Consider the following 25,972-nt stretch of genomic DNA (forward strand, 5'->3'; position numbering starts at 1 on the left):
CTTAGAAGGCCAGTTTCACACCCACCAGCGCAGAGCGCCCGCCCAGCGGCGTATAACCGCGCACGGTGTTCAGCGTTGTGGCTGAAAACGCCAGCTCATCAGTCAGGTTTTGAAGGTTGGCGAATACTTCGCCACCGGTGCGGCCCCAGGTGAATGCCTTGCCGATTCGCAAGTTCACCAACTCGTAACCTTCCACTTCAACATCGCCTGCACCGGCTTTGCTGTCGCTGACCCAAATCAGTTCAGGCGTAACGGTCCAGCCACCTTGTGTGTAAGCGGCGCTGGCCACCACACGTTGCGGGCTGATGCGGGGAAGGTTGCCGCCCCCATCGGTGCGTTTGCCACGTACAAGGTCGTATTGAATGGACGGCTGCAGCTTGCCAGCACCCATGGCGTAGGCGGTTTGATATCCCAGTTCAATGCCTTGAAATTCTGCGGGAACCGCCGTGAAGTCGAACACTTGAATGGGCGGTTCTCCGGGCGCTTCAATAAACTCGGCATTGGCACCTGTGCGTCCAATCAAGGCAATGTAATTGCTGTATCGGCTTGCGAAGGCAGTGGCATTGAATTTGGATTCACCTTGTGCCCAAGTGCTGGTTAATTCCAGGTGGCGGCCGCGTTCTTCCTGCAAATTCGGATTGCCTTTCTCGTAGGCATCTGTGGCCACATGCACACCATCGGCATACAACTCGAAGCTGGAGGGCGCACGCTCCACCCGAGACACCGAACCACCCAGCGACCAGCCGTTGCCAATAGGCGCTGTATAGCCCAAAGAAACGGAACTTGGGCTGAAACTGCGGTTAATGCCAGGACCCGCATCTACACCAGCACCCGCCACCGGGCCATTCAGGGGCGACAAACCACTGGTGGCTGCATTCACATCCACTTGGTCTCCACGCAGACCGAATTCGAACACTCCGCTGTTTTCCTGTCCGCGGCTGGCGCGGAAGATGGTGAAGAGCCCGGTTTGATCGGTGCTGGTGCTGGGCACAAAGGCTTCATCCCCAATCGCCGAAAAATCGGTCCGCTCAAACTGCACTCCAGTGCTGGTGTTGATGTTCATGCCGGCAATTGAAAACGGCTGCAAGGCCACTTCCACGCGGCCGTCTACGCCATCGTTCACAAACAGGGTGGCCGGCGCACCGTCTTCAAATTCCTGGTGTTGATAATCGGTTTTGGCCAGGCGGTATTTCACTTGCTTGAAGGCGGCGTTGTTGAAGTTTTGCTCACCTTCCAGTGCATAGCGTTCGCTTTCCATGCCAATGCGCACATCGAGGGATTTCGGTACACCGTATTCGTTGTTGTAACGTTCAGCCGACACGCCAATATAGCCATTGCCGGTTTGGAACGAGGCTCCGATGGCTGCACCATCGGATTTCGAGGAGGAGTTTTGAACCCGGTTGCCCGTGACACCGTCGGGGTCGGTGAACGTGGGGGTTTCAAGGTCGCGCGTGGTGCGCTTGAATCCATCCAGATGAATGCTGACCCCCTGCCCCAAGCCGGCATCCAGCTTAAAGCCGCCGGCAGTTTGATCGGCTGCGCCGCCACCCAGCAAGTTGACATCACCCTGAAGACCTTGCACAGGCTTGCGTGCAATACGTTGGTCGACCAGGTTCACTACACCGCCGACCGCATTGCCGCCGTAGGCCAGCGCAGCAGGGCCACGAAGGATTTCAACCTGGTGCAATGCGAAGGGATCTACAGGCAGGGCATGGTCGAAGCTGAGTGCAGACACATCAACCGTGGCGGCTGAATTGCGCAGAATCTTGATTCGGTCAGAGTCTTGGCCACGCACAATGGGGCGGCTTGAATTGGGGCCGAAACCTGTGGCGGACACTCCCGGTTGATAGCGCAATGCCTCGCCCACGGTGCTGGCGCCATTGGCATTCAGCTCATCGGCGGTAATGATTGAAAAAGGTTTGGTGATGGATTCTGCTTGTTCGGTTGTGCCGGTGACCACCACGGATTCAAGCAAGGCTTCTTGGGCCAGGGCCTGGGTTTGCGCAATAAAAAGCAAGCTGGCCAGCGCCACGGCACGGCGCTGAAATTGGGATTTGTTCATGTTCTTTCCTGAAATACATCACGCCGCTGTCCGACCTGGTTTTGATAACAAAAAGGCTCGGAAAGCGACAAAAAATAAGCGGATTGTTTACTTCAGGAAAAACTGGGCGGGTCGCGCACCCGCACCCGTTGCGCGAACAGGGTATTTCTGGGCGCTGCGACCGCACTGCTTTGAATGCCCAGTTGGGCCAGCAGGGGCAATGCACAGCCGGTGGGTGGATTGGAAACTGCGGCCTGTGCGGTGGCAAGCCCATCGAACAGCAGGCAGGAATGCAGTAAATCGCTGGCGGCAGCGTGTTTGCTGTTGTGGCTGTGGGCGTGGCCGTGCGATTCGGCTTGCAGCGTGTCCCGGTGCTCAATGCTGTGGGCAAGACCTGCCCATTGCGTGGCCAAAACGGCCAGCGCGATCAGCATGTGTTGGAACCAGCGGGTGCGCATTGGGGAAATCACTTCGTTTGATTGCAATTTGAGTAGTTTAACAAACCTGTCAAGAGGGCGCTGGTGTGGTTCACGGTGAAGGGTGTCCGGCTTTGCGGCGCATCTCCGCCAAGCGTTTGTCTTTCAGGGTCCAGATGTTGCCAATCCAGGTTTTAAACCGGTTCTTGAATTCAAGGTCGTTGCGAAAGTCGCCTGCGATCATGTCGGCAGGAATGGGCAGAATTTCAACATGCACTTGCATATTGGGTTGCTTCCCGCACAGCCAACTCCAAGTGATGTTGCCCTGGCTGGGGCCATAGGCAATGGTGACATTCACCATGCCTGCAAACTGCTCACCCATGGCATTCAGCGATGCGGACAAGCCACCGTATTTGGGGCCCAGCAGGCGAGTGTAAGGTGATTTGGTTTTGGCTTTTTTGGCGGGTGTAAAGCGGGTACCTTCCAGAAAGTTGATCACGGTAACCGGGCTTTCCTTGTATACCTCGCAGGCTTTGCGGGTGGTTTCCAGGTCCTGGCTGGCCAGCACCGGGTTGCGTGCAATGGCGCCACGGCTGTGGCGCTTCATGAAGGGGAAATCCATGGCCCAGCACACCACGCCCACAATGGGAACCCAAATCAGTTCTTTCTTCAGAAAAAACCGGCCAAAAGGCGCATGGCCATGCAGCACATCGAACAAGACCACAATGTCGGCCCAGGCCGTGTGGTTGCTGATCACCAGATAACTGCTGTGCGGTTTGAAGTCGCCATGAATCTCAACCTGCCCCTGTTGACCGTGCAGCAGTTTGTAAAGTTGCTTGTCCGAGCCTACCCACCAGGTTGCAATTTGCACACAGCAGTTCGATGCCAAGCGTTGCACCCTGTACACCGGCACAAGGCGCAACACGATAAACGGGAACATCACGATGAACCAGAAGGTGATGCACAGGCTCATCAGGGTGACGGTGAGGACACCGATGATAGGGGCAGGAAGAATTCTGGACAGAGGCACTTTGGGGATCCGGGGTGTAGTAGCTTTGCGGGCTGTTCAATCAAACAGCCCGGATCTTACCCCAGAAACCCTTAAACACCCAACAGGCCGGTGACCACGTCCACGGGGTAAATTCCCTGTGGCGTAATGCGGTTGGCACCGTCGGCTACCTCGAAGGTGGCAGACAGGGTTTCAGAGCCGCCGCGCTCGAGAATGGTGCTGACTGCCCAGTATTCGCAAGTGGTTTTGTCCTCAGCCACGCGCAGCACGCTGTAACCGCGTTCGGTGACGTTTACATGCTTGATGTGTGGGCTGGTCAAGCGAATGGCCTGAATGATCTGGTTGGGCAGATCCAGGCCAGGTGATGTGACAGAGGTCACTACAAACTCGGTGGCCACGCTCCCTTGCCCGGTAATGGGGTTGTAGCCGCCCACCGCATCAATCGGTTGGTTGGGGTTGTCCGTGATGTCGGCCACCCAGGCAGTGTGCACGTCGCCGGTCAAAATCACCACGTTGTTGATGGCCTCGCCACCATCGTCGCCGCGCAGGGCATTGATGATGCGCTGGCGCTCGGCGCTGTAGCCGTCCCAGGCGTCGCCATTCAGGCCCGACGGCGCAAGCAACTCGCCCAATTGCGCAGGTGCGGGGTTGTTCAAGCCGGGTTTGATGATCCACTGGTGAAACACCACCTGGTTGCCTATCAGCTTCCACTGGGCTTGCGAGGCACGCATGCCGTTGATCAAGAAGTTGTACTGCTCTTCACCAATCATCGTGCGGTCGGGCTGGCTGGAAACTCCATCGGTGGGGTTGATGGGTGTGGCGGCTTCAAGGTCGCGGTCGAACAGGCGGGTGTCCAGCATGAACATGTCGACCATGTCGCCAAACTGCACGCGGCGGAAAATCTTGGCGCGGTTACCGGGTTCGGGCAAGCGAATTGGCATCCATTCGTCGTACGCGCGCTGGGCAAAACCCTTGCGTTCTTCCCACACACCTTCTGCACCTTCGGTGTGGTTTTCTGCGCCGTCGCGGTAGGAGTTGTTGGTCGATTCGTGGTCGTCCCAAATGGTGATGAAGGGAAAGCGCTGGTGCAGCTTTTGCAGGTCTTCATCGCGCTTGTACTGGGCGTGGCGGGTGCGGTAGTCGGATAGCGTGATTATTTCTGTCGCCGGTTCATACTCGCGCACGTTGCCATACTGGCCTGTGCCGTATTCGTAAATGTAGTCGCCCAGGTGAATAATGGCGTCAATGTCATCGCGCTCGGCCAGTTTGGCATAGGCATTGAAAAAGCCATGGGCCAGGCTGGAGCAGCTCACCACGCCAAAATTCAGCGGGCGCTTGTTGCCGGCGGCGGGTGTGGTGCGGGTGCGGCCCACCGGGCTGGTTTTGCCGTTGCTGCGGAATTGGTAGAAGTACACGGTGTCTTGTTCAAGACCGTTGCAAATCAGCTTCACGGTGAAGTCTTGTGCTGCGGTGGTTTGAAAGTCCATGGATTTGACAAACATGGTCAGCGCTTCGTCCTTGAACACATCCACGCGGCCAGCCACGGTGCGGTTGGTGTTTTCAGGCGTAATGCGAGTCCACAACACCACGCTGTCAAAGGCGGGGTCGCCGCTGGCCACGCTGTGCAGAAACTGCACATTCTGAGTGGGGGTGTTGTCACTGGGTGTGGTGCGGTTATCGGTTGCTGTGGTCGAATCGTTGTCACTGCCACAACCCTGCAGCAGGCTTAGCCCGCCAACGCTGGCAGTACCAATACCAAGACCTTTGAGGAAGGAGCGGCGTGTTATGCCCGGGCGTTTTTGAATTCGACTGCGTTTGCGGCGTGGACCTGACATGGCGTGTATTCCTTGGTAGTTTGAAGCTGTTTGTTATGCGTTGGGTAGTGTGTCGGGGATCATCAGTTCATAGAGCATGCCCAGCCCAAGCCCATAGCCGCCTTGCCCGTTGGGGCCTCCGCGGTCACTGGTAAAGTACATGCGTTTGCCGTCCGGGCTGAAGGCAATTCCGGCGATTTCAGACTGGTCTTGCCCAACAATTTGCAGCAGCGGTACCAGCTTGCCGTCGGGATATACAACCACCACTTGCATGCTGCCACCATCTTCGGCTACCAACACTTCGCCAAATGGCGTCATGGTGATGTTGTCAACGCCAGAAAGAATGTTGTTGGGGGCGGTGGCGGTGGCCATGTCGTAAACCACCTCAATGGTTTGTGCGGTGGTGTTCAACATCCACAAGCGGTCATCGCCTTTGGTCGCAAAAAACACGCGGTCATTCTGATACCAGACACCTTCGCCACCGTCGAACACGGCAGTGTCGGGCAGGCGGTTCTCGGTTTGCGGTGCATTGGGATTGGCTGCGTTCACCCAGCTGTAGCGCACCGGGCCATTCAATGCATTGGCCACATCGCCTTCCACTTTCAATACCTGTAGCAGTCCCTGATTCATATTGGCGCGTGGCGCACCGGCCGGCCAGTCACCCGCGGTGGGTACCCAGCGGTAGAAGCGGCCGTCGGGCATGTCTTCCGTCATGTAGAACACGCGGCGCTCACTGTCGATAGCAACTGCTTCGTGGCTGAACAGCCCCAGAGCTGGCAGTGGGCGGGCGGCCTGAATACCGAACGGATCGCATTCCCACACCAAGCCGGTCGGAATTTCTTCGCAGCTGAGCCAGGTTTTCCAGGGTGTAATTACGCCAGCACAATTAAATGTAGTGTTTTGTAATATTCGATAGCTGTCTTCAATCGTGCCGTCGGGGCCAAACACAAGGGCGCTTGCGCCGCCCAGTCCGGGGCTGAATGTTTCGAGCAAATTTCCCACGGGCGCCAGTTCAGGCACGGTGAAACCAAGGGTACCAAAGCCTGGAATCTCGCTGTTTGAACAATAAATCCAGCCACCATCTTCTCGGGGCACCACACCGCCACCGTCATTGAAAATATGCCAAGGTGTTGCGCCTGAAACCGGCGGCAGGTTGCTGATGGCCACTACCCGCGTGGAAAAACCGGCAGCAGTGCGCACGCCGTTGGCATCAGGATCGCCCAGTGGGCTGATGTTTCGAAACCGAAACTGATTGTTATTTAGCGCAGTGCCGCCAAACCGGTTGGTCTCTGATGCACCAAGCCGACCGCTGCTTGAACCGGAGGGATTGTCGGAACTGCCGCAGCCAGCCATCCACGGCAGCGCGCTGGCGCTGGCACCATACAAAAATGTTTTGAGCAGATTGCGTCGGCGAATGCTGGGGGGCAAAGCGGGTGGAAACGACATGGCGAACATCCAGATTGAACAACATCAACCTGTGATACCCGGCATACTGAATTTTGGTTTCCGAGGCGGTCTTCAGTGTGACCATTCACCGATTTGTCACATGGTGGGGTCACACGGAAGTACAGTCCTTTACGTTTTGAAGTAAGACACAGCGCGCTGCAAGTCTTCCGACATGCTTTCTACCTGACGGGATTGACCCTCTAGTTGCATACTGGCCATTTTCAGTTGTTCCGACAAGGCTGAAATATCACTCACCCGCTCGGAAATATCCATGCTGGCGGCTTCTTGCTCTTTGGTGGAATTGGCCACGGCCAGCGCATATTCAACGGATTGCTCGAAGTGTTGAACAATTTCCTGAAGACCACCCATAAGCTTGTCAGCGTACTGCATGTTTTCGTTCATGTGCTCGCCCACTTGTTCCACCGACTTGTTGGAACGTTCTGAGTAGGTGCAAATTTCACCGATCAAGGTGCGAATTTCATCGGTGGCCGTGGCGGTGTTCTGTGCCAGGGTACGTACTTCATCGGCCACCACTGCAAAGCCACGCCCTTGTTCGCCAGCGCGAGCGGCTTCAATGGCAGCATTCAAGGCCAGCAGGTTGGTTTGCTGGGCAATCCCCTGAATCACGGACACGATACCGTTGATTCGGTCAGAGCGTTCCACCAGTCCCGCAATTTCCTGGGTGGTGGTTTGCATTTGACCTGCCATGTCATTCATTTTGCCTTGCAGGGTTTGCATCAAGGCCATGCCGTTCTTGGCGGTGTCTGCCGACAGTTTGGCCTGCACTTCGGTTTTGTGGGCGTAATCTGAAATGGACTTGGCGCTGGCGCTCATTTGTTCCACGCTGACCGCAGTGGCGTTGGAACTGTCGGCCTGTTTTTCAGCAGAACCTGACAAACCCGACGCCACATTCACCAGTTCGCTTGAAGCGGTTTTGAAAGTGCCGCAGGCCTGTGACACCTGCTTGATGATTTCCCGCAAACGCACCTGCAATTGCTGCATCCCGTCCATCAGCGAGCCACTCTCGCATTTCGGGACAGATTGGGTCAGATTGCCTTGCGCCATGGTCACCACCACATTCAGCGCCTTGGCAGGTTCGCCACCAATTTGCTTGCGAAGCGATGCAGCCACCATGCCAACCGTGATACCGCACAACAGCACAATGGCGACACACACAATGCCGATGGTGATCAGGGCATTCTCGAATACGGAATCGCCTTGGGCCACTGCAGCCTCCATGGTGTTTTTCACGCTCGAGTTCAAGGTATTCATGGCATTGTCAATTTGCTGCTCCAGCGGATCACCTTCTCCCAGCAGCATCAGGGTTGCAGCCTGCACTTCACCCAATTCGGATTGTTCAATCACCTTTTGGTATACGGTGTGCAAGGCCGAGTTGTCGGTGTTGATGGTTTCGATCAGTTTGCGGGTTTCGCCTGCAGGCGCGCTGGCCTGCATGCTTTGGCCCAGCAAATCAATTTCAGCATCCAGCGCAAGCATGCGTGATTTGGCCAAATCAAACCGCTCCTGTTCATCAGCAAGAATCACATTTCGGGCTTCGCGCGCCAACAATGCTGATTTACTGCCCAGGTTGGACACCTGCGTTAGCAGGGAAACCTGCTTTTCGGTGTTTTCCTGGTTGAACTGGTTTAGGGCATGAATTTGATAAACAGCAAACACACTCAAGGCGAGCAAGGCCGCAATAGGTATGCCCATGACAATACCCAGCCGAACATTCAGGCTGGTATTGATGATCTTGTTCATAAAGGAGGAAGACATGTTTACTTGCTCATGGAAGGGCTTGAACATTCACGCCGATGGTTAAAGTGCCAATTGCTTTGCCACCCTCCATCACGGGTACGGAGACCTGAGAAACCACCGCGCCGGAACTTTCATCCTTTTTTGCACGGGCAATGTAGTCATCGCCTTTGCCATCGGCCCAGGCTTTCACAAACTTGGGCTCATCGCCCTGCCAGTAATCGGAAGTCATGGAACTGATGGCTACGTTCGCTCCCTGGTTGTCGGTCAGAATGGTTTCGGTGAAATAAGGTTTGGATTTTTCAGCCGCAAGCAGGGCTTTGGACACCGGGCTTTCCATCATGGCTTTTCCCTCTGGCAAACCGCCCGATTCAGCAATCCACTTGCTGTCCATCGCCTTGATGGCGTCCAGTGTCAGTCCCTTTCCGTTTTGGGCTTTGACAGCGGCAATCACTTCGGGTTTTGCGGCAATCGCCTTGATTTCAGGCAGCACGTCGTTGGCCGTGCCTGCAAAAACGGCGCCGCCTGTTGTCAGAATGAAAGTGGCCAAGCTGGCCTTTGCAAAAGACTGGAATCGGTTCATGTGCTGTGCTCCATGGGATTGAGCGTGGGTCTCAATCGGTAGATTGTTAAATTTTTTCCGCCACAAGGGGGATGTAACAAGATTAAGGATCTGATTCTGAAAGCAATTCATGGATAAGCAACGGGAATAGGCCTTACTAAAATTCGTTGGTTCAAATGAAGGGGGGTGTATAGGGTAAACCCTTGCATCTGAGTTTGACTTGACGTAACAGTTGCGCAGAACAAGGGTTGGCGCTATGTTTGAGCGGGTAACAACTGTTGCGCAAACAAAAAGGGGAAAAAATGAAAAAATTGATGCTTGCTGCCTCGGCAGCTGTTGTATTGGCAGGTTGTGCGGCTGGCGGTATGTTTGGCCCAGCCCCGAAAGACGGTGAATTGGCCCAGCCCACCGATTATAAATCCTGGCCTGTGTTCCTGGCCGGAATCGAAAAGCCCACTGGCCACATTCGTGACATTTACATCAACCCCACTGGCGCTGCCGCCAAAAAAGGCGAAGCCTTTGCCAACGGTACTGTGAGCGTGATGGAAATTTACAAGGCCACCAAAACCGGCGATAAAATGACCAAGGCTGGTCTTGAAAAAGTGTTCGTCATGTACAAGGGCAACAACTGGGGCAGCACTGCGCCAGAAGGCATGAAGACAGGCGACTGGGTGTATGCAGCATTTGAACCCAATGGCCAGCCCGCCAAAGCGGATTACGCCACCTGCCGTGGTTGCCACCTGCCATTGGCCGACAAAGACTACATTTTTCACTACGACAAGTACTTTGACACACGCAAGAGCGCCCAGATTCTGGACGGTCATGCTGGCAAAGTAGCCATGTCTGTTGAAGAAGCCCACCTGGCTGCTTTGGTTACCAAGTAAACCACTGGCTATTTCCGTACAATAAAAGCCACCCAAGGCCGGGTGGCTTTTTTGTTGGGGTGTTCCATGCGCATTCTGCGTTTCGCTTTGTATGCATTGTCTGCAATCGTTTTACTGGGGCTGGGCGCTCTCGTTTTCCTGCTGAAGTCGTATCCCGCTGCCGAGTTGCCTGAATCGTTGAAACCAAGCCCTGCCGGCAGTGTGCGAACCTTGTTTTTGGGAACCTCGTCCATGGCCTGGACCGATGGGCAGAGCACATGGCTGGTAGATGGTTTTTTCTCGCGACAACCGTTGTCCGAAGTTGCTTTTACCCGACTGAAGGTTGATGAAACCCAGGTTGGTGCAGTGGCCGCAGAAATGTTCAAGCGTCTGGATATGCCCAGTGCCTTGAGTGGTATTGTGGTGGCGCACTCGCATTACGATCATTCCCTGGATGCTCCTTTTCTGGCGAAACAATATGGCGCGCGGGTGGTGGGTTCGGAATCGACTTTGCAAATTGCCAAAGGGCAAGATGTGCCGACAACACAAATAGATGCTTTTACGGGCAGTGGCCGCGTGAAGTTGGGCGAGTTTGATATTCAGTTGATTCAATCTGCCCATGCGCCCACCGGATTCACGGGTGGATTTAACACCAAACCTGTGTTTCTTCCGGCCCATGCCTTGCAGTTCAAAGAAGGAATCAGCTTTTCATTTGTGGTGTCTCACCCCGGCCTGGGGCCTGGGCCATTCGCGCTTATTCAGCCTAGCGCAGGTTATGTTGAAGGCCAAAACAAAGACATTGCGGTGGAGCATGTGTTTTTGGGAATGGGTGGTTTGGGTAAATTAAGCGACGCCTACATTGAGAATTACTGGCGGGAAATGGTGGTCGGTACCGGGGCTAAGCATGTGTACCTTATTCACTGGGATGACTTTACTCAACCTCTCATGAAAAAGGGTCAGCTGGTGGGCTTGAAACCCATGCCCAAGTTACTGGATGACTTCCCGCGATCCCTTGAATTGTTAAAGATGTTTTCAGAACGCGATGGCGTGACTCTTCATGTGTTGGATGCATGGCAAATGGTCCATTTTTGATCCACAGTTTCCGGTGTTTGAGTGCATACTAAAACCGCATGCTGCGTGGCATGCGTGACCAGCGCGATTCGCTGAAATGTAAGTAACTATGCCGAACCCCAGCAGTCTGCACACCGACGCCAATAAAAAGAACTTTGCGGATCTGTTTCACAACGAGGTCACAGCGTGGTTGGTGTTGGTGCTTTCCATTGTCATCACTGCGCTGGGCTGGGTGTTGTCCAGCCAAGCCATCGAGAAACGCGCCAACGACAGGTTTTCATTTGAGGTTCGAGATGCCCAAGAGCGCATTCAGAGCCGGATCAACCAGTACCAACAAATTTTGCGCGGTGGAGTGGCTTTTTTTGATGCGCACACCAGCGTGAATCGAGAACACTGGCAGGTGTACGTGGCCTCGCTCAACTTGCAACGCGAGTTGCCAGGCGTGCAAGGTTTCGCGTTCGCCGAACGTGTGTCACCAGATACTTTAGAACAATACGAAAACCGCATACGTGCCGAGGGATTTCCAAATTATTCGGTCACCCCTCCTGGTGAACGCGAGGTTTACTTTCCCATCACACTGATCGAGCCGTTTGATGAACGCAACCAGCGTGCTTTTGGTTACGACATGTTTTCCGAGCCTGTACGCCGCGAGGCCATGCGCCGGGCCATGGACACGGGTCAGCCCACCGTGTCGGGTTTGGTTCAGTTAAAGCAGGGCGACGAGAGAAACCCCGCCCCGGGCTTTCTGATTTATCTGCCTGTGTATACCCAGGGTGTAGATTTAAGTTCGGTCGATTCTCGCAGGCAGGCTATTCGCGGCTTTGTGTATAGCCCTTTTGTTGCCTCGGACCTGATGCAGAATGTGTTGGGCAATGAAAAAATTCCCCTTCACTTTCAATTGTATGACGCTGAAAGCAGGGTACCGGAATCGCTGATTTATGATTCCGCCAGTGGTGTTGACACCCCACAGCAACTTCAACTGTTTGATCACACCCATGCAGTGACAGTCCCCGTTGAGTTGTCTGGGCGAACATGGACCGCGCGTTTTGAAAGTACACCCGATTTTGACCGGGATGTTCACAACTCCCTGCCCAACCTGATTTTGCTCGCCGGCGGTGCAATTGATTTGATGCTGTTTCTCACCATCTATTCTTTGGTGCAACAGCGCAGGCGACAAAGCGCCAGCAATGCGAAAAGCCAGTTTCTGGCCAATATGAGCCACGAAATCCGTACCCCGCTCAACGCCATTCTGGGTTTCAATACTTTGTTGGGAGAACAGCTGACAGACCCGCAGGCCAAAGGGTATGTGAAGCAGGTTCAAGAGGCTTCAGAGCAATTGCTGGGTATGGTTGAAGATGTGCTGAGTTTCTCGCAGATTGAGGCAGGTTCAATACGGATCGAGAATATAGAATTTGATTTGCATGACAGGGTACGCAGAACCTTGCGCCTGTTTACTGCAAAAGCACAGCACAAAGGTTTGAGCCTTGAACTTGAAATGGATGCCATGACACCACTGATGGTGAAAGGTGACCCCGCGCGTTACGGGCAGGTGTTATCGAACTTGTTGAACAATGCGATCAAGTTTTCCGACAGCGGCGTGGTGCGCGTCAAAGTGCAGGCCGACAGGCTGGACATGCATGAGGCAGTAATTCGCACCGAGGTACACGATCAGGGTATCGGCTTCGACGTCAATGAATTCGAGCGCCTTACCCGCCCCTTTGAGCAGGCGGACAACACGGCCACACGCCGGTTTGGCGGTAGTGGTTTGGGTTTGGCGATCTGCAAGCGATTGACCGAGTTAATGGGTGGCGAACTGTTTGTGGCCTCTGTGCCGCAGGCTGGCAGCGTATTTGGTTTCACCTTGCGGGTTCAAACCGTGTTTGTACAAACGGGCGATTCAACCGCCCTGTTGCCCACAGAGGCGGTGTCACTTCAGGGTAAAAAAATACTGGTGGTTGAAGACAACAAGCTGAATCAGCATGTGATCAAAGCCTTGCTCTCAAAAATGAAAGCAGATGTATTGTTGGTCGACAACGGGCAAATGGCCGTTGACGCCGTGCGTGCAGATTCGTCGATCGACCTTGTGTTGATGGACATTCACATGCCGGTGATGAACGGCATTGACGCCGCCATTGCAATTCGCCAGTTGCCCGGCCCAGCCAGTCTGTTGCCAATTGTGGCGTTGACCGCGGGTGCTCTTCAGGAAGATGAACAGGCCTGCATGAATGCGGGCATGAACGAGTTTTTAAGCAAACCAGTGGACGTGCCCAAACTGCGGCAGGTGTTGGCTCGACAATTATCGGTTACGCACTGAAAATACGAACATGCCTGCCAGCATGGCAGCGATAAAAATCAGGCCATCGGTGGCCAGGCTGGCCGCCGCCACTACTGCAGGGCCAGGGCAAAAACCGCCAATGCCCCACCCCGCGCCAAATAACGCCGCACCCAGCAAAAGTTTTTTGTCGACATGGGTGTTGGTGGGCAAATTCATGGGTAAGCCCATGAGGCTGTTTTTCAGGCGCTTGGCCAAAAAAAACCCGGGCAACCCAAGGGCAATTGCACCGCCCATCACAAACATCAGTGAAGGGTCCCAGGGCATTGAAAGATCAAGAAAGCCTATCACCTTGGCCGGGTTGGCCATGCCCGAGATGATCAAGCCCCAACCAAAAACCAAGCCCGCCAGGCCGCTTGCCACGGCAAAACGCATGTTGTTTTTCACAATTTGGCTTCCCTCAAATAACATGCATAAGCATTGAGGCCACCACGAAACCGGTGACCATGAAAACGCCCGTGGCAATCAGCGAACGCAGCGACAGGCGTGAAAGCCCGCACACGCCGTGCCCACTGGTGCAGCCCGACCCCAGCCGTGTGCCGTAACCCACCAACAGCCCAGCAACAACCAATGCAACCGTGCCGCGTGGGCTTTCAAATTCAAAACTTCCCACCACAGCTTGGTACAGCCAGGGTGCTGCGGCCATGCCCAGTACAAAGGAAAGTCGCCACAGAAATTCTCCATGTTGCGGCTTGAGCAAACCGCCTACTATGCCGCTGATCCCTGCCACGCGGCCAGTCAACAGAATCAGCATGACGGCCGACAAGCCGATCAACAACCCGCCGAACAAAGCCGGGTAGGGCGTAAAAGCTTCCCAATTGACAGTGAACATCCTGATTCCGATTAAATATGATTATACGCTCATATTATCATGTGCAAAAAATAATCACCAGAATGGGTGTGAGTTACAATGCGGCGTCTGTCTTGTTGCCCACACAACCCCATGTCCTCTTCGGAAACACCTTCCCAAGCCCTGTTCCCTGTGCTTTATTCCCCTTCTTCGGTCGCGGTAATTGGTGCTGGCATTGCGGGCAGTAGTGTGGCGCTGGCGCTTTGCAAACTGGGTGTGCAGGTGCACTTGCATGATTCAGCCAGCGGCCCCGCAGCGGGTGCTTCCGGTAACTGGGTGGGCGCTTTTCACCCCCACATTACCCGTGGCGATTCGCCCTTGTCGCAATTGACACGTTTGGGGTTTGAACACACCTTGCTGGCGCTTGAGGATTTGACCGCACAAGGTTTGCTGAAAAAAGGCGTCGATTGGGACACCCCAGGGCACTTGCAAACCGTGCCACCTGAAGAGGCCGACCGCGCGCGTGAAACACTGGAGTTGTTGAATTTTCCGCAAACACTGGTGCGCTGGGCGCAGCCCAATGCCCTGTTGCCCACACCCTTGAGTGGTCTGTTTTTCCCGCAAGGTGGTTGGGTGAAACCAGCCCGTTGGGTAGCGGCCAATTTGCAGGCCTGTGGTGAATTGCTTCACACCCATTACAACAGCACCATTGGCGATGTAAGCCCCTTGCGGGAACAACACTCGGCGGTGGTGGTGTGTGTGGCTGAAAATGCACTTGAATTGGCACCGATCCCCGGTGCTCGCGCAAATGCTGTCAAAGGCCAAATCAGCAAATTGAGGTGTGATGTAAAACCCGGTGTCGTGTTGTCTGGTGAAAGTTATGCGATTGCTCCAGCAGCTGAAGACTGGTTGGTTTTGGGTGCCACATACGAGCGGCCTGTGCTGCACTTGAACCCCACCGCCGAGGCCGATGAGTTGAATATCGCCCGGTTCAAGGCGGCATTTCCTGAGTTACCACTTGGAGAGTTGCTTGATCATCGCTGCGCAGTGCGATCGGTTTGGCACGATCGCCTGCCCGCCATCGGCCCCGTGCCGAATATGCCGGGGATGTACATGAGCACCGGCTTTGGGTCCCGTGGTTTATTGTGGGCAGCTTTGGGTGGGCGTGTGGTGGCTGACCACTTCACGGGCAAGCCAATCGAGTCGAAACTGTTGGGAAAACTTACGCCCCGCGCGGCGAAGGCGTAAGTTTTAAAAAGCGTTCAAAACGCAAAATTCATGATGCTTCTTTGGCAGCCTTGGCTTTGGCTGCGGTTTTTGTCGCTGGCTTGGCTGCAGTTTTGCCTTTGGCTGCACCAGGCTTCTTCTCGGCTTTTGCCTCGAACTCAAAACCAATTGCACCGTCGGGTTTCTTGACCAAAAACGCTTTGAACGCACGACGGGTTTTCGATGAAACAAACCGTGTCAGCAAATCAGTTTTACCGTCGAGCAACAGTTTTTCCATTTGTTCGCGGTCAATGGGTTGTTGCAAAATCACCTTGCCTGAACGGAAGTCACAGCTTTTGCTTGGTCCTACCGATTTTTCGCACACATAACTGGTGGCCTGTTCATACACATTGGATGCGCACTTGGGACATGGCCCAAGTCGGGTTTCACCAGAGAAGTCGACGGGTTCGCCATTGTCATCGTCTTTGGCCTGGCCAAAGTCAAACTCCAGCTTGTGTTCATCAGTCAGCTTCAGCACAGCGGCAAACGGGCGGCCCATTTTGCTGCGGAAACCATCGAGCATTGGCAACTCGCGGTCTTGCAACAGCTTTTCAACTTCAGCCACTTCAAACTGACGACCGCCTGGCACTTTCGAGATCGAGAATTCGCATTTTGTGCAGGCAAAGCGGCGGTAGTTTTCCTTCACCACGCTGCCGCAGTTCGGGCAAGGTGTCACCAGTGTGGCGTAGTCGCCAGGAATGGTTTCCTCTGTGTAGTTTTTCGCACGGTCAACAATGTTCTGCGTAATCTTGGCAATTTCCTGCATGAACTGTTCGCGCGAGAGCTCGCCCTTTTCCATCAGGGAAAGTTTGTACTCCCACTCGCCAGTCAACTCAGGCATGGTCAGTTCTTCAACGTCCAGGCCACGCAGCAGGGTCAGCAGCTGGAACGCCTTGGCTGTGGGTACCAAAGCGCGTTCTTCACGCACCAGGTACTTTTCGTTAATCAAACCCTCAATGGTGGCAGCGCGCGTGGCTGGCGTGCCCAAGCCTTTGGTGCCCATGGCATCGCGCAGTTCTTCTTCTTCCACCAGTTTGCCTGCACCTTCCATGGCGGAAAGTAAAGTGGCTTCGCTGTAGCGTGCAGGTGGCTTGGTGCTCAGGGTGTGTACATCAATTTCGTCGGTACTTACTTTTTCACCGGCATCCACAGCCACCAGGCTGTCATCGCCCGCAGCTGCGGCTGCGCGGCCGTAAATGGCCAGCCAGCCCGGCTTCACCAGCACCTTGCCTTCGGTTTTGAAGGGGTGGCCTTCAACCGTGGTAATGCGTGTGGTGACGTTGAATTCCGCTGGTGGGAAAAACACTGCCAGGAAACGTTTCACCACCATGTCGTATAGCTTGGCTTCGGGTTCGCTCAGGTTTTTTGGCACTTGCAGGGTTGGAATAATCGCAAAGTGGTCAGAAATCTTGCTGTTGTCGAACACCCGTTTGTTGGGCTTTACCCAGTTGTTTTTCAGTATTTGTTCACAAAACTGCCCATACGCACCGGCAATGTGGCCTGAATCCAATCCCACAAAGCTTTTCAGGGTTTGGTTCACGGTGCCCATATAATCTTCAGGCAAGGCTTTTGAATCAGTACGCGGGTAGGTCAACACTTTGTGTTTTTCATACAGCGCCTGGGCCAGGCCCAAGGTGTTCTTTGCTGAAAAACCAAAGCGACTGTTGGCCTCGCGTTGCAGGCTGGTCAAATCGAACAACTGAGGCGCAATTTGCGTGGTGGGTTTGCTTTCTTCTTCTACTGTGCCGGGCTTGCCGTCACAGGCAGCCACAATGGCTTTGGCCTTGGCTTCGTCCCACAGCCGGTCTGCACGTTGCTCAGGGTCTTCTGCTTTTTTAAAGTCGCGGTCAAACCATTTGCCTTCGTAGGCACCAGCCTGCGCGCCAAAACTGGCGCGAATCTCGAAATAAGTGCGCGGCACAAACTTGCGGATTTTCTCTTCGCGTTCCACAACAATGGCCAGTGTGGGGGTTTGTACCCTGCCCACCGTGGTCAGGTAAAACCCGCCTTCCTTGCTGTTGAATGCAGTCATGGCACGTGTGCCATTGATACCCACCAGCCAGTCTGCTTCCGAGCGGCAGCGCGCAGCATCGGCCAGTGGCATCATCTCGGCATCGCTGCGCAGGCTCGAGAAGGCCTGACGAATGGCTGCGGGTGTCATCGATTGCAACCACAGGCGTTCAACCGGCTTGCTGCTTTTCGCGTATTGCGCGATCAGGCGGAAAATCAGCTCACCTTCCCGGCCCGCGTCACAGGCGTTAATCAGGCCGACCACGTCTTTGCGTTTAATCAGTTTGTTCAGCACCTTCAGGCGCGATTCTGTTTTTGCAATCGGGTTCAGGTCAAAGTGTGTTGGCAACACGGGCAGGTTGGCAAAACTCCACTTGCCCCGCTTCACCTCAAATTCGTCGGGCGCCTTGATTTCAACCAAATGGCCCACGGCCGATGACAGCACGTACTCATCACTTTCAAAGTAATCGTCGTGTTTGGTGAAACCACCGAGGGAGCGCGCAATGTCAGCGGCCACGGAGGGTTTTTCCGCGATGATCAGTTTTTTGGGGTTTTCGCTACTCAATTAGTCCAACTCGTCGGTGTGTGTAATTTCAAGGCCTTGTGCGCCGAAGTGTAAGTGTCAGTCCTTCAACAAATCAAGGCTTTCTCTAGAATCTTCAATTCTGTTGTTGCAACGGCCTTTTTTTAAAATACACCATTTGAACGCACCCAGCGGTTACCGCTTTCACCCAGCACCAGCCCCAGCAACTCCAGTTCGGTCAGTGCAGCCAGGGTGTCTTCAGTGTCCAAACCCAATTGCCGGGCCAATGTGTCCGTGTGCACCGGGTCGTGCCCCAGGTGTTGCAATACCCGGCCCAGTTCTTCATCGGGTTCAGCATCAGTGTCCACGGTGCAGGTCATTTCGGTGTGGCAATCGCTGTCATCTTCTTGCAACACGCTGAGCAACTTGTACTGTGGCAGGCTGGCCTTGGCTTCTTCCATCAACTCCAGGGCTGTTTCTACCAGCAAGGCGCCTTTTTTGATCATGTCGTGGCAGCCTTTGCTTTGGCTGCTGTGAATGGAACCAGGAATGGCCCCTACCGGGCGCCCCAGTTCACTGGCAACCCGGGCTGTAATCAAGGAACCTGAACGCATGGCTGCCTCGATCACCAGCAGTGCATCGGCCAGGCCAGCAATAATGCGGTTTCGACGGGGGAAAAAGCCAGCTTGCGGCGCGGTACCGGGTGGGTATTCAGACAACACCAAACCACCTTGTTCGACAATCTGCTTTTTAAGACCGGCGTGGTGCGGGGGGTAAACCTCGTCAGGCCCACAACCCAGCACGGCAATGGTGGCACCCAGGGCCTGAAGTGCACCCGCGTGTGCTGCACCGTCAATGCCTTCGGCCAAGCCGCTGACAACTACCCATTGGGCTTGCGCAAAAGCCTTGCCAAAACCCTGCGCGTTGCTCAAGCCGGTGCGTGTGGCATTTCTGCTGCCTACAATCGCGATGCCCCGGGTTTTCAACAAATCCAGGCGGCCTTCACCGAACAGAATTAGCGGCGGGTCTTTCAGTGCAAGCAGGCTTTGCGGGTAAGCCGGGCTGTGAATGCCCACCCAGAATCTTTTGTTGCTTTGCAACAACCAAGTGCTGGCCAGTGCATGCCAAAGCCGGACTGCTTCGCATGGGGCGGGTAAACTGCAACCTGGGCCTTGTTGGGCCAGCTCGTAGCGTGCACGCGCTTTGATGGTTGTGTTGTAAGCCAGGTTCATGGCGTCGAGTAGCTCACCCATGCAAAGCGCCGAGCAACAAGTGATGGAATTTGCGAACTATTTTTGCCACAGAAGGTATATCCTTTTGGTGTTGACTGTGAAGGTTTTTTGAAAGCATGGCTTTACTCCCAATTTTGCGTTATCCGGATCCGCGCTTGAAAACGGTTGCCACCCCTGTCACCCAGTTTGATGACGCGCTTGTCAAGCTGACTCAAGACATGGCAGAAACCATGTACGATGCGCCTGGCGTTGGCCTGGCCGCTACGCAGGTGAATGTGCACAAACGAATCATCGTGATTGATGTCACCGATGACAAATCGGGCCTGACCGTATTCATCAACCCCGAGATCATCGACGCCAGCAAAGAATGCAAGGTGTACGAAGAGGGTTGTTTGTCCGTGCCCGGCATTTACGAGAAGGTTGAACGCCCCGACACGGTGAAGGTACGCGCACAGAATGTGAAGGGTGAGTGGTTTGAAATTGATTGCGACGAGCTGCTTGCCGTGTGTATTCAGCATGAAATTGACCACCTCAATGGCAAGGTGTTTGTTGAATACCTTTCGCAGTTGAAGCAAACCCGCATCAAAACCAAGATGAAGAAGCAAGAAAAGCTTCAAACCGCTTGATCGCCCAACCCCCCATGAATCGAACCCTGAATGTGGGTTTCGCTGGCACACCCGAGTTCGCTCGGGTTGCGCTGGCGAAACTTATTGCTGCCGGTTACCCTGTGCACCTGGTACTGACCCAACCCGACCGCCCCGCTGGCAGGGGCATGAAGTTACAGGCTTCCCCTGTTAAACAGCTGGCACAGCAACATGGCATCCCCGTATTGCAACCGGTCAGTCTGAAAAAAGGCGAGGAAGCCGAACACGCCTTGCTCGCCTTGAAAACCGCCGTACATGGTCAAGCCCTGGATGTGTTGATTGTGGCAGCTTACGGGCTTATTTTGCCGCAAACTGTTTTGGATGCTCCGCGCTTGGGTTGCTTGAACATTCATGGCAGCTTGCTGCCGCGCTGGCGTGGCGCTGCCCCCATTCAGCGGTGTATTGAGGCGGGCGATGCTGAAACCGGCGTGTGCATCATGCAAATGGAAGCCGGGCTGGATACCGGCCCCGTTCGCCTGTGGCGGGCCTTGCCGATTGAACACACCGACACCACCACCACCCTGCACGACAAATTGGCCGAGCTGGGCGGTGATTTGTTGGTAGAGGCGCTGGACTCCCTTCAGGCGGCAACACTGCCCCTGGTTCCACAACCTGAAGTGGGAGTGACCTACGCAGAGAAAATCACAAAAGCGGAGGGCGTGATCAACTGGCATCGCAGTGCAGTTGAACTTCAGCGTACACTGCGTGCCTTCGACCCTTTTCCAGGTGCAAACACAACGTGGGGTGGTGAACCTTTGAAGTGTTTTGATCCTGAAACTGTCGCATTGGCTGGCCTGATGGGTAAACCGGGCGAGGTGTTGTCCGTTGATTCCGCAGGCATAGAGGTGCAATGTGGGCAGGGTGTGTTGCGTATTCGAACCCTTCAGAAGGCCGGCAGCAAACGCCAACCTGCGCAGCAGGTAGCACAGGCTTTGGGTTTGCAGGCCGGAAACCAATTGAGCGAATCTGCCTCCAACTAGGCAAAGGTGGCACGCGCAAAACTTGAAATTGTGCGAAAAAGCCTTATTTTCAAGTTGTCGAATCAACAGGCCGCTGATTGGCCAGGATAAATAAGATCATGTTTAACTGGATGAAAACCTTCATGTTGATGGCGGCCATCACCGCCCTTTTCGTGGTGCTGGGTGGCATGATGGGCGGCCGTGGCGGCATGTTGTTGGCCTTGGGCTTTGCACTGGTGATGAACTTTGGTGCGTACTGGTTTTCCGACAAAATGGTTTTGCGCATGTACAAAGCCAAGGAAGTCGATGCCAGCAATGCGCCAGAGTTTTACAACATGGTGGCTGAACTTGCGCAGCGCGCAGACATGCCAATGCCGCGTGTTTACCTGATCAATGACAGCGCCCCTAATGCATTTGCAACCGGGCGCAACCCGGAAAACGCGGCTGTGGCTGCAACCACGGGTATTTTGCAGGTGCTTTCCGCGCGTGAACTGCGTGGCGTGATGGCCCATGAACTGGCCCATGTGAAGCACCGCGACATTCTGATTTCCACCATTTCGGCCACCATGGCGGGTGCCATTTCGGCGCTGGCCAACTTTGCGCTGTTTTTTGGTGGGCGAGATGAGAACGGCCAGCCGATGAACCCGATTGCCAGCATTGCCTTGGCCATTCTGGCGCCATTGGCCGCATCACTGATTCAAATGTCAATCTCGCGCGCCCGTGAATACGAGGCTGACCGTGGAGGCGCAGAAATTTGCGGCGACCCGGCGGCTTTGGCCAGCGCGCTGGACAAAATTCAACGGTATGCCAAGGGCATTCCGTTCCGTACTACTGAAGCGCACCCGGAAACCGCTCAAATGATGATCATGAATCCACTGTCAGGACAAGGTATAGCTGGCCTTTTTTCGACCCACCCACCCACTGAAGAACGAATCGCCCGCTTGATGGAAATGGCCCGCACTGGCGGTCCGCGTTGAAGCCGGTTCACAGTACGCCACCCAAACTGACAGAAGCCAGTTTGGCGTTTGCCCTGCTCAAGGCCGCGGCAGTCATGACCCGGGTTCTGCGGGAAGGTCGCTCGCTTGACCAAGCCTTGGCCGCTGAAACCAAGGGTGTGAAAACCCCGCAGGCTTTGGGTGCCATTCAAGACCTGGCTTACTTCGGCATGCGCAACCTGGGCCGTGGGCAAGTATTAACCCGCTTGATCAGCGGCAAAGCGCTGCTAAACCCCGAGCCCTTGAATGAGTTGATGGCCTTGGGTTTTGGTTTGCTGTGGGATGACAAAAACCCGAAGTACCCGGCGCACACTGTGGTGGACCAAATGGTGTATGCCTGCACGGGCAGCGAGCAGTTTGCACGCGCCAAGGGCCTGGCCAATGCCTGTTTGCGCAATTTTTTGCGCGACTCGAACACCTGGCGAACCAAGGCTTTTGAAGACCCGCTGGCGCAGCACAACTTGCCAGTTTGGTGGATTGAAAAACTGAAAGCCAGTCACCCGCAACACTGGGAAACGATGGTGGCACAGGCGCAAAGCCATCCGCCTTTGGTGGTCCGTGTAAACACCCGCAGTATTTCAGCGCCCGCCTATGCCGAGCAGTTAAACGCCGCAGGCATGGAAGCCCGTGTGATCGGTCAGCAGGCCGTGTTGCTGGCCAAGCCTGTGCCTGTATCTGCCCTGCCCGGCTTTGATTTGGGCCAGGTGTCGGTACAAGACAGTGCTGCGCAATTGGCTTCCCAGTTGCTGAACCCGCAGAATGGACAACGCATTCTGGATGCCTGTGCTGCACCGGGCGGAAAAACCGGGCACTTGCTTGAGTTGGCCGATATTGAACTGGTTGCCCTAGATTCCAGCCCGCAGCGCCTGGGCCGCGTCGAAGACAACATTCGCCGCATTGCCCCCACCCTGAATGGTCAATGGGATTTGCGTTTGAAGGTGGCGCAGGCTGAATTGCTCGACACCTGGTGGGACGGCGTGCCTTTTGACGGTATTTTGGCCGATGTGCCTTGCACGGGTTCAGGCGTGGTTCGTCGCCACCCCGACATTCCATGGTTGCGCAGACCGGACGATATTGCCAAGTTGTCGCAGATTCAACACAAAATACTGAATGCCTTGTGGTCTACCCTAAAGCCGGGCGGTACACTTTTGCTGGTGACCTGTTCCATCTTTCCTGAAGAGGGGCCCCTGTTGGCAAACGCATTTCTCGACAATCATTCCGATGCCCTGGCGCAAACTGCGCCCGGCTGGGTGTTGCCAGTTGCAGCGGCCAACCCTGACCAAGGCTTTGATGCATCTCCCGACGGGTTCTTTTACGCCAAGTTTGAAAAATCCCTAACCTCTTGAGGAAGTGCCTTGAAATTTAGCCAGGCCCACTCCTCGTCATGGACACGCGCTTTGCATGGCCTGCTGGGCCTTTTGCTGATGTGCGTGCTGACTGTGGGGCTGGCCCAGCTTGATTCTTCAACACGGGTCACCGCGGTTAAACTTGAGCCCAGTAAGGCTCCCGCCTCTGCGGCATGGAACCTGGCCGCAGAATTCGAAATTGAGTTGGGCTACAAGTTGCGTGAGGCCGTTGATCGCGGCCTGCCTTTGCAGTTCACGGTTGACTTTCAGTTGATGCGTTCCCGTTGGTACTGGGTGGACGAAGAAGTGGTCAGCACCACTTATCCACTGAATTTGTCGTACAACGCCCTGACCCGTACTTACCGCGTAGTAACCCCCAACAACACTTACAATACCCCCACGCTTGAAGACGCCATGCAGCACATGACCAAGGTGCGCGACTGGGCGGTCATTCCTCGTGATCGAATTGAGATTGGACAGCCTTACACTGCGCAAGTGCGTTTTCGGTTGCTGCTCACCGAACTACCGAAGCCATTTCAAATCAGTGCACTGGTGAACAGCGAATGGGATTTGTCCTCGGAATGGCTCACCTTTGAGTTCACGCCCAAACGCGAGGCCTGGAAATGAATCCCTGGCTGGAAAACACCCGGTGGCTGCGTTACACGCTGCTGATTCTGGGCAGCTTGGGCGGGGTGTTGCTGTTTCTTTTGGCTTCGGCTTCCTCGAACACTGATTTTTTTGAAAGCAATTACCCCTTGCTGATCACGCTGAACGGCATTATTGCTGCCGGCTTGTTCAGTATTCTGGCTTTGCTGATTGTGCGCATGGTGCGCCGGTACCGTGCGGGTGTTTTTGGCTCTCGGCTCATGTTGCGCATGTCCTTGTCGTTTGCGCTGATGGGGCTGATCCCCGGTTTTGTGTTGTACCTGGTGTCGGTGCAATTTCTCGCAAAAAGTATCGACAGCTGGTTTGACGTGCGTGTAGATGGTGCGCTGGAATCGGGCTTGAATTTGGGCCAGACTGCGCTGGACAGTTTGATCAATGAACTGGCTTTGAAAGGGCAGTCCATTTCCATCGAGCTTTCACGTGCCACACCCAGCGAGCAATTGCTGGAACTGCCCCGGCTTCGCGATGCGGCCAATGTGCAAGAACTCACCTTGCTGTCTGAAACCGGGCAAATTCTGGGAAGTTCAGGAGGCGCACTGGATAGCCTGTTGCCCAGCCTGCCCACGCAGGTGATGCTGCGCCAGGCACTGATGACCAGGCCTTTTCAGCAAATTGAGCCTGACCCCGAAGACCCCGATGGGCGCTTGTACATGCGTGTGGTGGTGCCGATTGCCCCGCCCTTGACCAGTTTTGATTTGGGTCAGCGCTATGTACAAATTATGCACCCCGTGCCCACAACACTTTCGCAGCGGGCCAATGCGGTGCAAAGCGTGTACCGCGATTATCAAGAATTGCAGTTGTCGCGTTCGGGCTTGCGAAAAATTTATGGCATCACGTTGACCCTGGCGTTGTTGCTCACGGTGTTTGTATCGGTGGCTGCGGCATTCTGGCTTTCATCAAGATTGTCCTCTCCTTTGTTGTGGCTTGCCGAGGGTACCAAGGCCCTGGCCAGTGGCAACTTCAAAACCATGCAGCCTGTGAATGCAGACGATGAATTGCGTGAGTTGGTTGATTCATTCAACACCATGACCCGGCAGCTGTCGGAAGCGCAACGCCGCTTGCAGGCCAATCAAAACCAGCTCGCTGCCAACAATGATTTCCTGCAAAGTTTGCTGACCAGTTTGTCCGCTGGTGTGCTGGTGCTCGATCACAAACTGCGCCTGAAGATGTACAACGACGGTGCACTGCGAATTTTTGATCGTTCACTGGCCGAGAACCAGGGCCATCCACTGGACGACATGCCCGGCCTGGAAGGATTTGCCATGGCAGTGCGTGCCAGCGTGGCCGACAACCAGGGCAATGAAGGTGAAGAAAGCGGCATTTGGCAAAAACAGCTGGAAATTCCCCGTGCGTTTGATTCGCAAAGTTCGAAATCCATTCTGGTGCGTGGCTCGCGCTTGCCCGGTGAAAAGGCCGGTTACGTGCTGGTATGCGACGACATTACTGCTTTGATTTCTGCGCAGCGAACGGCGGCCTGGGGTGAGGTAGCGCGTCGCCTGGCTCACGAAATTAAGAATCCGCTGACCCCGATTCAGCTTTCTGCAGAACGCTTGCAAATGAAGCTGGCTGACAAGCTGCAAGAACCCGAATCGGGAATTTTGCAGCGAGCCACGCGTACTATCGTCAACCAGGTGGAATCACTGAAACGTTTGGTCAACGATTTCCGCGACTATGCGCGACTGCCACCAGCTGATTTGAAGCCACTGGATTTGAATGACTTGGTGGTCGATGTGCTGGCACTGTACGATGTGCATGTGGGCATTGAAGAACAGGCGGAAACCCGCTTCATTCCAAAATTGACTGAAAAATTACCGCTGGTGGCCGGAGATTCGTCGCAGTTGCGCCAAGTGATTCATAATTTGTTGCAAAATGCATTAGACGCATGTGTCGATTGCGATCAACCCAAAGTGGAAGTGCGAACCGAAGGTTTGAAAGCACCGGAAGGTGAACAGGAACAGTTGGTGGGCGTGAAGCTGGTGGTGGCTGACAACGGGCCGGGGTTCAATCCCGACTTGCTGGCAAAAGCTTTCGAGCCTTACATCACCACGAAAACCAAGGGCACCGGTTTGGGTTTGGCAATCGTTAGAAAAATTGCAGATGAACACAAGGCGCGAATAGCCATTAGAAACAGGGTAGATGCACAAGGGCGGGTGGTTGGTGCGGCGGTGGAATTAACTTTCCCCGTGTTGCAAAACACCTTGAACAATGCCGAACATAGTCAGGCCGCATAAA

The 25,972-nt window shown here is 54.8% G+C and carries 21 protein-coding genes; 10 read left to right on the forward strand and 11 right to left on the reverse strand.

The features are described 5' to 3' along the window. Position 1: 1 nt before the first annotated feature. From HKT17_RS00225 to HKT17_RS00255, 7 genes are all read right to left on the reverse strand, one after another. Positions 2-2,062, reverse strand: a complete 2,061-nt coding sequence (locus HKT17_RS00225) for a TonB-dependent receptor (RefSeq protein WP_171096910.1) — start codon at positions 2,060-2,062, stop codon at positions 2-4. 92 nt (positions 2,063-2,154) lie between these two features. Next, a complete protein-coding gene (locus HKT17_RS00230; RefSeq protein WP_105027783.1) occupies positions 2,155-2,499 on the reverse strand; it encodes a hypothetical protein in 345 nt (114 codons plus the stop codon). 70 nt (positions 2,500-2,569) lie between these two features. Continuing rightward, entirely contained in the window at positions 2,570-3,487 is a 918-nt protein-coding gene (yihG, locus tag HKT17_RS00235; protein WP_171096913.1) for a 1-acylglycerol-3-phosphate O-acyltransferase, YihG family, read from the reverse strand. A 71-nt stretch (positions 3,488-3,558) separates the two neighbouring features. Beyond that, positions 3,559-5,301, reverse strand: a complete 1,743-nt coding sequence (locus tag HKT17_RS00240) for an alkaline phosphatase D family protein (RefSeq protein ID WP_171096916.1) — start codon at positions 5,299-5,301, stop codon at positions 3,559-3,561. A 33-nt stretch (positions 5,302-5,334) separates the two neighbouring features. After that, on the reverse strand, positions 5,335-6,726 hold the full coding sequence (locus HKT17_RS00245) for an alkaline phosphatase PhoX (RefSeq protein ID WP_240965859.1): 1,392 nt from the start codon (positions 6,724-6,726) through the stop codon (positions 5,335-5,337). Positions 6,727-6,855: 129 nt separating this feature from the next. Then, a complete protein-coding gene (locus tag HKT17_RS00250; RefSeq protein ID WP_171096920.1) occupies positions 6,856-8,502 on the reverse strand; it encodes a methyl-accepting chemotaxis protein in 1,647 nt (548 codons plus the stop codon). Between the two features lie 10 nt (positions 8,503-8,512). Then, complete coding sequence (locus tag HKT17_RS00255) at positions 8,513-9,064, reverse strand: cache domain-containing protein (RefSeq protein ID WP_171096922.1); 552 nt, start codon at positions 9,062-9,064, stop codon at positions 8,513-8,515. A 281-nt stretch (positions 9,065-9,345) separates the two neighbouring features. Here HKT17_RS00255 and HKT17_RS00260 point away from each other — a divergent pair, with 281 nt between their 5' ends. The 3 genes from HKT17_RS00260 to HKT17_RS00270 all read left to right on the forward strand — a co-directional run bounded on the left by HKT17_RS00260 (position 9,346) and on the right by HKT17_RS00270 (position 13,291). Beyond that, positions 9,346-9,927 carry a cytochrome P460 family protein gene (locus HKT17_RS00260; protein ID WP_105029748.1) on the forward strand — a complete coding sequence of 194 codons (582 nt, stop codon included), beginning with the start codon at positions 9,346-9,348 and terminating at the stop codon, positions 9,925-9,927. A gap of 66 nt (positions 9,928-9,993) precedes the next feature. Next, positions 9,994-10,998: an MBL fold metallo-hydrolase gene (locus tag HKT17_RS00265; protein ID WP_171096924.1), complete on the forward strand. Its 1,005-nt coding sequence runs from the start codon at positions 9,994-9,996 to the stop codon at positions 10,996-10,998. An 88-nt stretch (positions 10,999-11,086) separates the two neighbouring features. Beyond that, on the forward strand, positions 11,087-13,291 hold the full coding sequence (locus tag HKT17_RS00270; RefSeq protein ID WP_171096926.1) for a CHASE domain-containing hybrid sensor histidine kinase/response regulator family protein: 2,205 nt from the start codon (positions 11,087-11,089) through the stop codon (positions 13,289-13,291). On the opposite strand, the gene HKT17_RS00275 is transcribed toward HKT17_RS00270, so the two are convergent. Both HKT17_RS00275 and HKT17_RS00280 read right to left on the reverse strand, forming a co-directional pair. Further along, positions 13,274-13,684: a DUF6691 family protein gene (locus HKT17_RS00275; RefSeq protein ID WP_171101309.1), complete on the reverse strand. Its 411-nt coding sequence runs from the start codon at positions 13,682-13,684 to the stop codon at positions 13,274-13,276. The genes HKT17_RS00270 and HKT17_RS00275 overlap by 18 nt on opposite strands. A gap of 25 nt (positions 13,685-13,709) precedes the next feature. Continuing rightward, positions 13,710-14,141 (reverse strand): YeeE/YedE family protein, encoded by a 432-nt coding sequence (locus HKT17_RS00280; RefSeq protein WP_171096929.1) that lies wholly within the window; start codon positions 14,139-14,141, stop codon positions 13,710-13,712. Positions 14,142-14,252: 111 nt separating this feature from the next. On the opposite strand from HKT17_RS00280, the gene mnmC1 reads away from it, so the two are divergent. Then, the gene (mnmC1, locus tag HKT17_RS00285; RefSeq protein ID WP_171096931.1) at positions 14,253-15,347 is read left to right on the forward strand and encodes an FAD-dependent 5-carboxymethylaminomethyl-2-thiouridine(34) oxidoreductase MnmC1; all 1,095 of its coding nucleotides are present in this window, start codon (positions 14,253-14,255) and stop codon (positions 15,345-15,347) included. Positions 15,348-15,375: 28 nt separating this feature from the next. On the opposite strand, the gene HKT17_RS00290 is transcribed toward mnmC1, so the two are convergent. Both HKT17_RS00290 and dprA read right to left on the reverse strand, forming a co-directional pair. Next, a complete protein-coding gene (locus tag HKT17_RS00290) occupies positions 15,376-17,940 on the reverse strand; it encodes a DNA topoisomerase III (RefSeq protein ID WP_105027792.1) in 2,565 nt (854 codons plus the stop codon). A gap of 122 nt (positions 17,941-18,062) precedes the next feature. Beyond that, positions 18,063-19,151, reverse strand: coding sequence for a DNA-processing protein DprA (gene dprA / locus HKT17_RS00295; protein WP_171096933.1), 1,089 nt, complete (start codon positions 19,149-19,151; stop codon positions 18,063-18,065). A gap of 95 nt (positions 19,152-19,246) precedes the next feature. Between dprA and def the strand changes: the two genes are divergently transcribed. From def to HKT17_RS00325, 6 genes are all read left to right on the forward strand, one after another. Beyond that, the gene (def, locus tag HKT17_RS00300; protein WP_105027794.1) at positions 19,247-19,756 is read left to right on the forward strand and encodes a peptide deformylase; all 510 of its coding nucleotides are present in this window, start codon (positions 19,247-19,249) and stop codon (positions 19,754-19,756) included. Between the two features lie 26 nt (positions 19,757-19,782). Then, complete coding sequence (fmt, locus tag HKT17_RS00305; protein ID WP_171101311.1) at positions 19,783-20,754, forward strand: methionyl-tRNA formyltransferase; 972 nt, start codon at positions 19,783-19,785, stop codon at positions 20,752-20,754. 98 nt (positions 20,755-20,852) lie between these two features. Continuing rightward, the gene (gene htpX / locus HKT17_RS00310) at positions 20,853-21,710 is read left to right on the forward strand and encodes a zinc metalloprotease HtpX (RefSeq protein WP_105027796.1); all 858 of its coding nucleotides are present in this window, start codon (positions 20,853-20,855) and stop codon (positions 21,708-21,710) included. After that, entirely contained in the window at positions 21,707-23,074 is a 1,368-nt protein-coding gene (gene rsmB / locus HKT17_RS00315) for a 16S rRNA (cytosine(967)-C(5))-methyltransferase RsmB (RefSeq protein WP_171096935.1), read from the forward strand. Before htpX ends, rsmB begins: the two co-directional genes overlap by 4 nt. A 9-nt stretch (positions 23,075-23,083) precedes the next feature. Beyond that, a complete protein-coding gene (locus HKT17_RS00320) occupies positions 23,084-23,701 on the forward strand; it encodes a DUF4390 domain-containing protein (RefSeq protein WP_171096937.1) in 618 nt (205 codons plus the stop codon). Then, positions 23,698-25,971 (forward strand): ATP-binding protein, encoded by a 2,274-nt coding sequence (locus tag HKT17_RS00325; RefSeq protein ID WP_171096939.1) that lies wholly within the window; start codon positions 23,698-23,700, stop codon positions 25,969-25,971. The genes HKT17_RS00320 and HKT17_RS00325 overlap by 4 nt, the downstream gene beginning before the upstream one ends. Position 25,972 lies beyond the last annotated feature (1 nt).

This window comes from Limnobacter sp. SAORIC-580 (genome assembly GCF_013004065.1).
Lineage (GTDB): Bacteria > Pseudomonadota > Gammaproteobacteria > Burkholderiales > Burkholderiaceae_B > Limnobacter > Limnobacter profundi.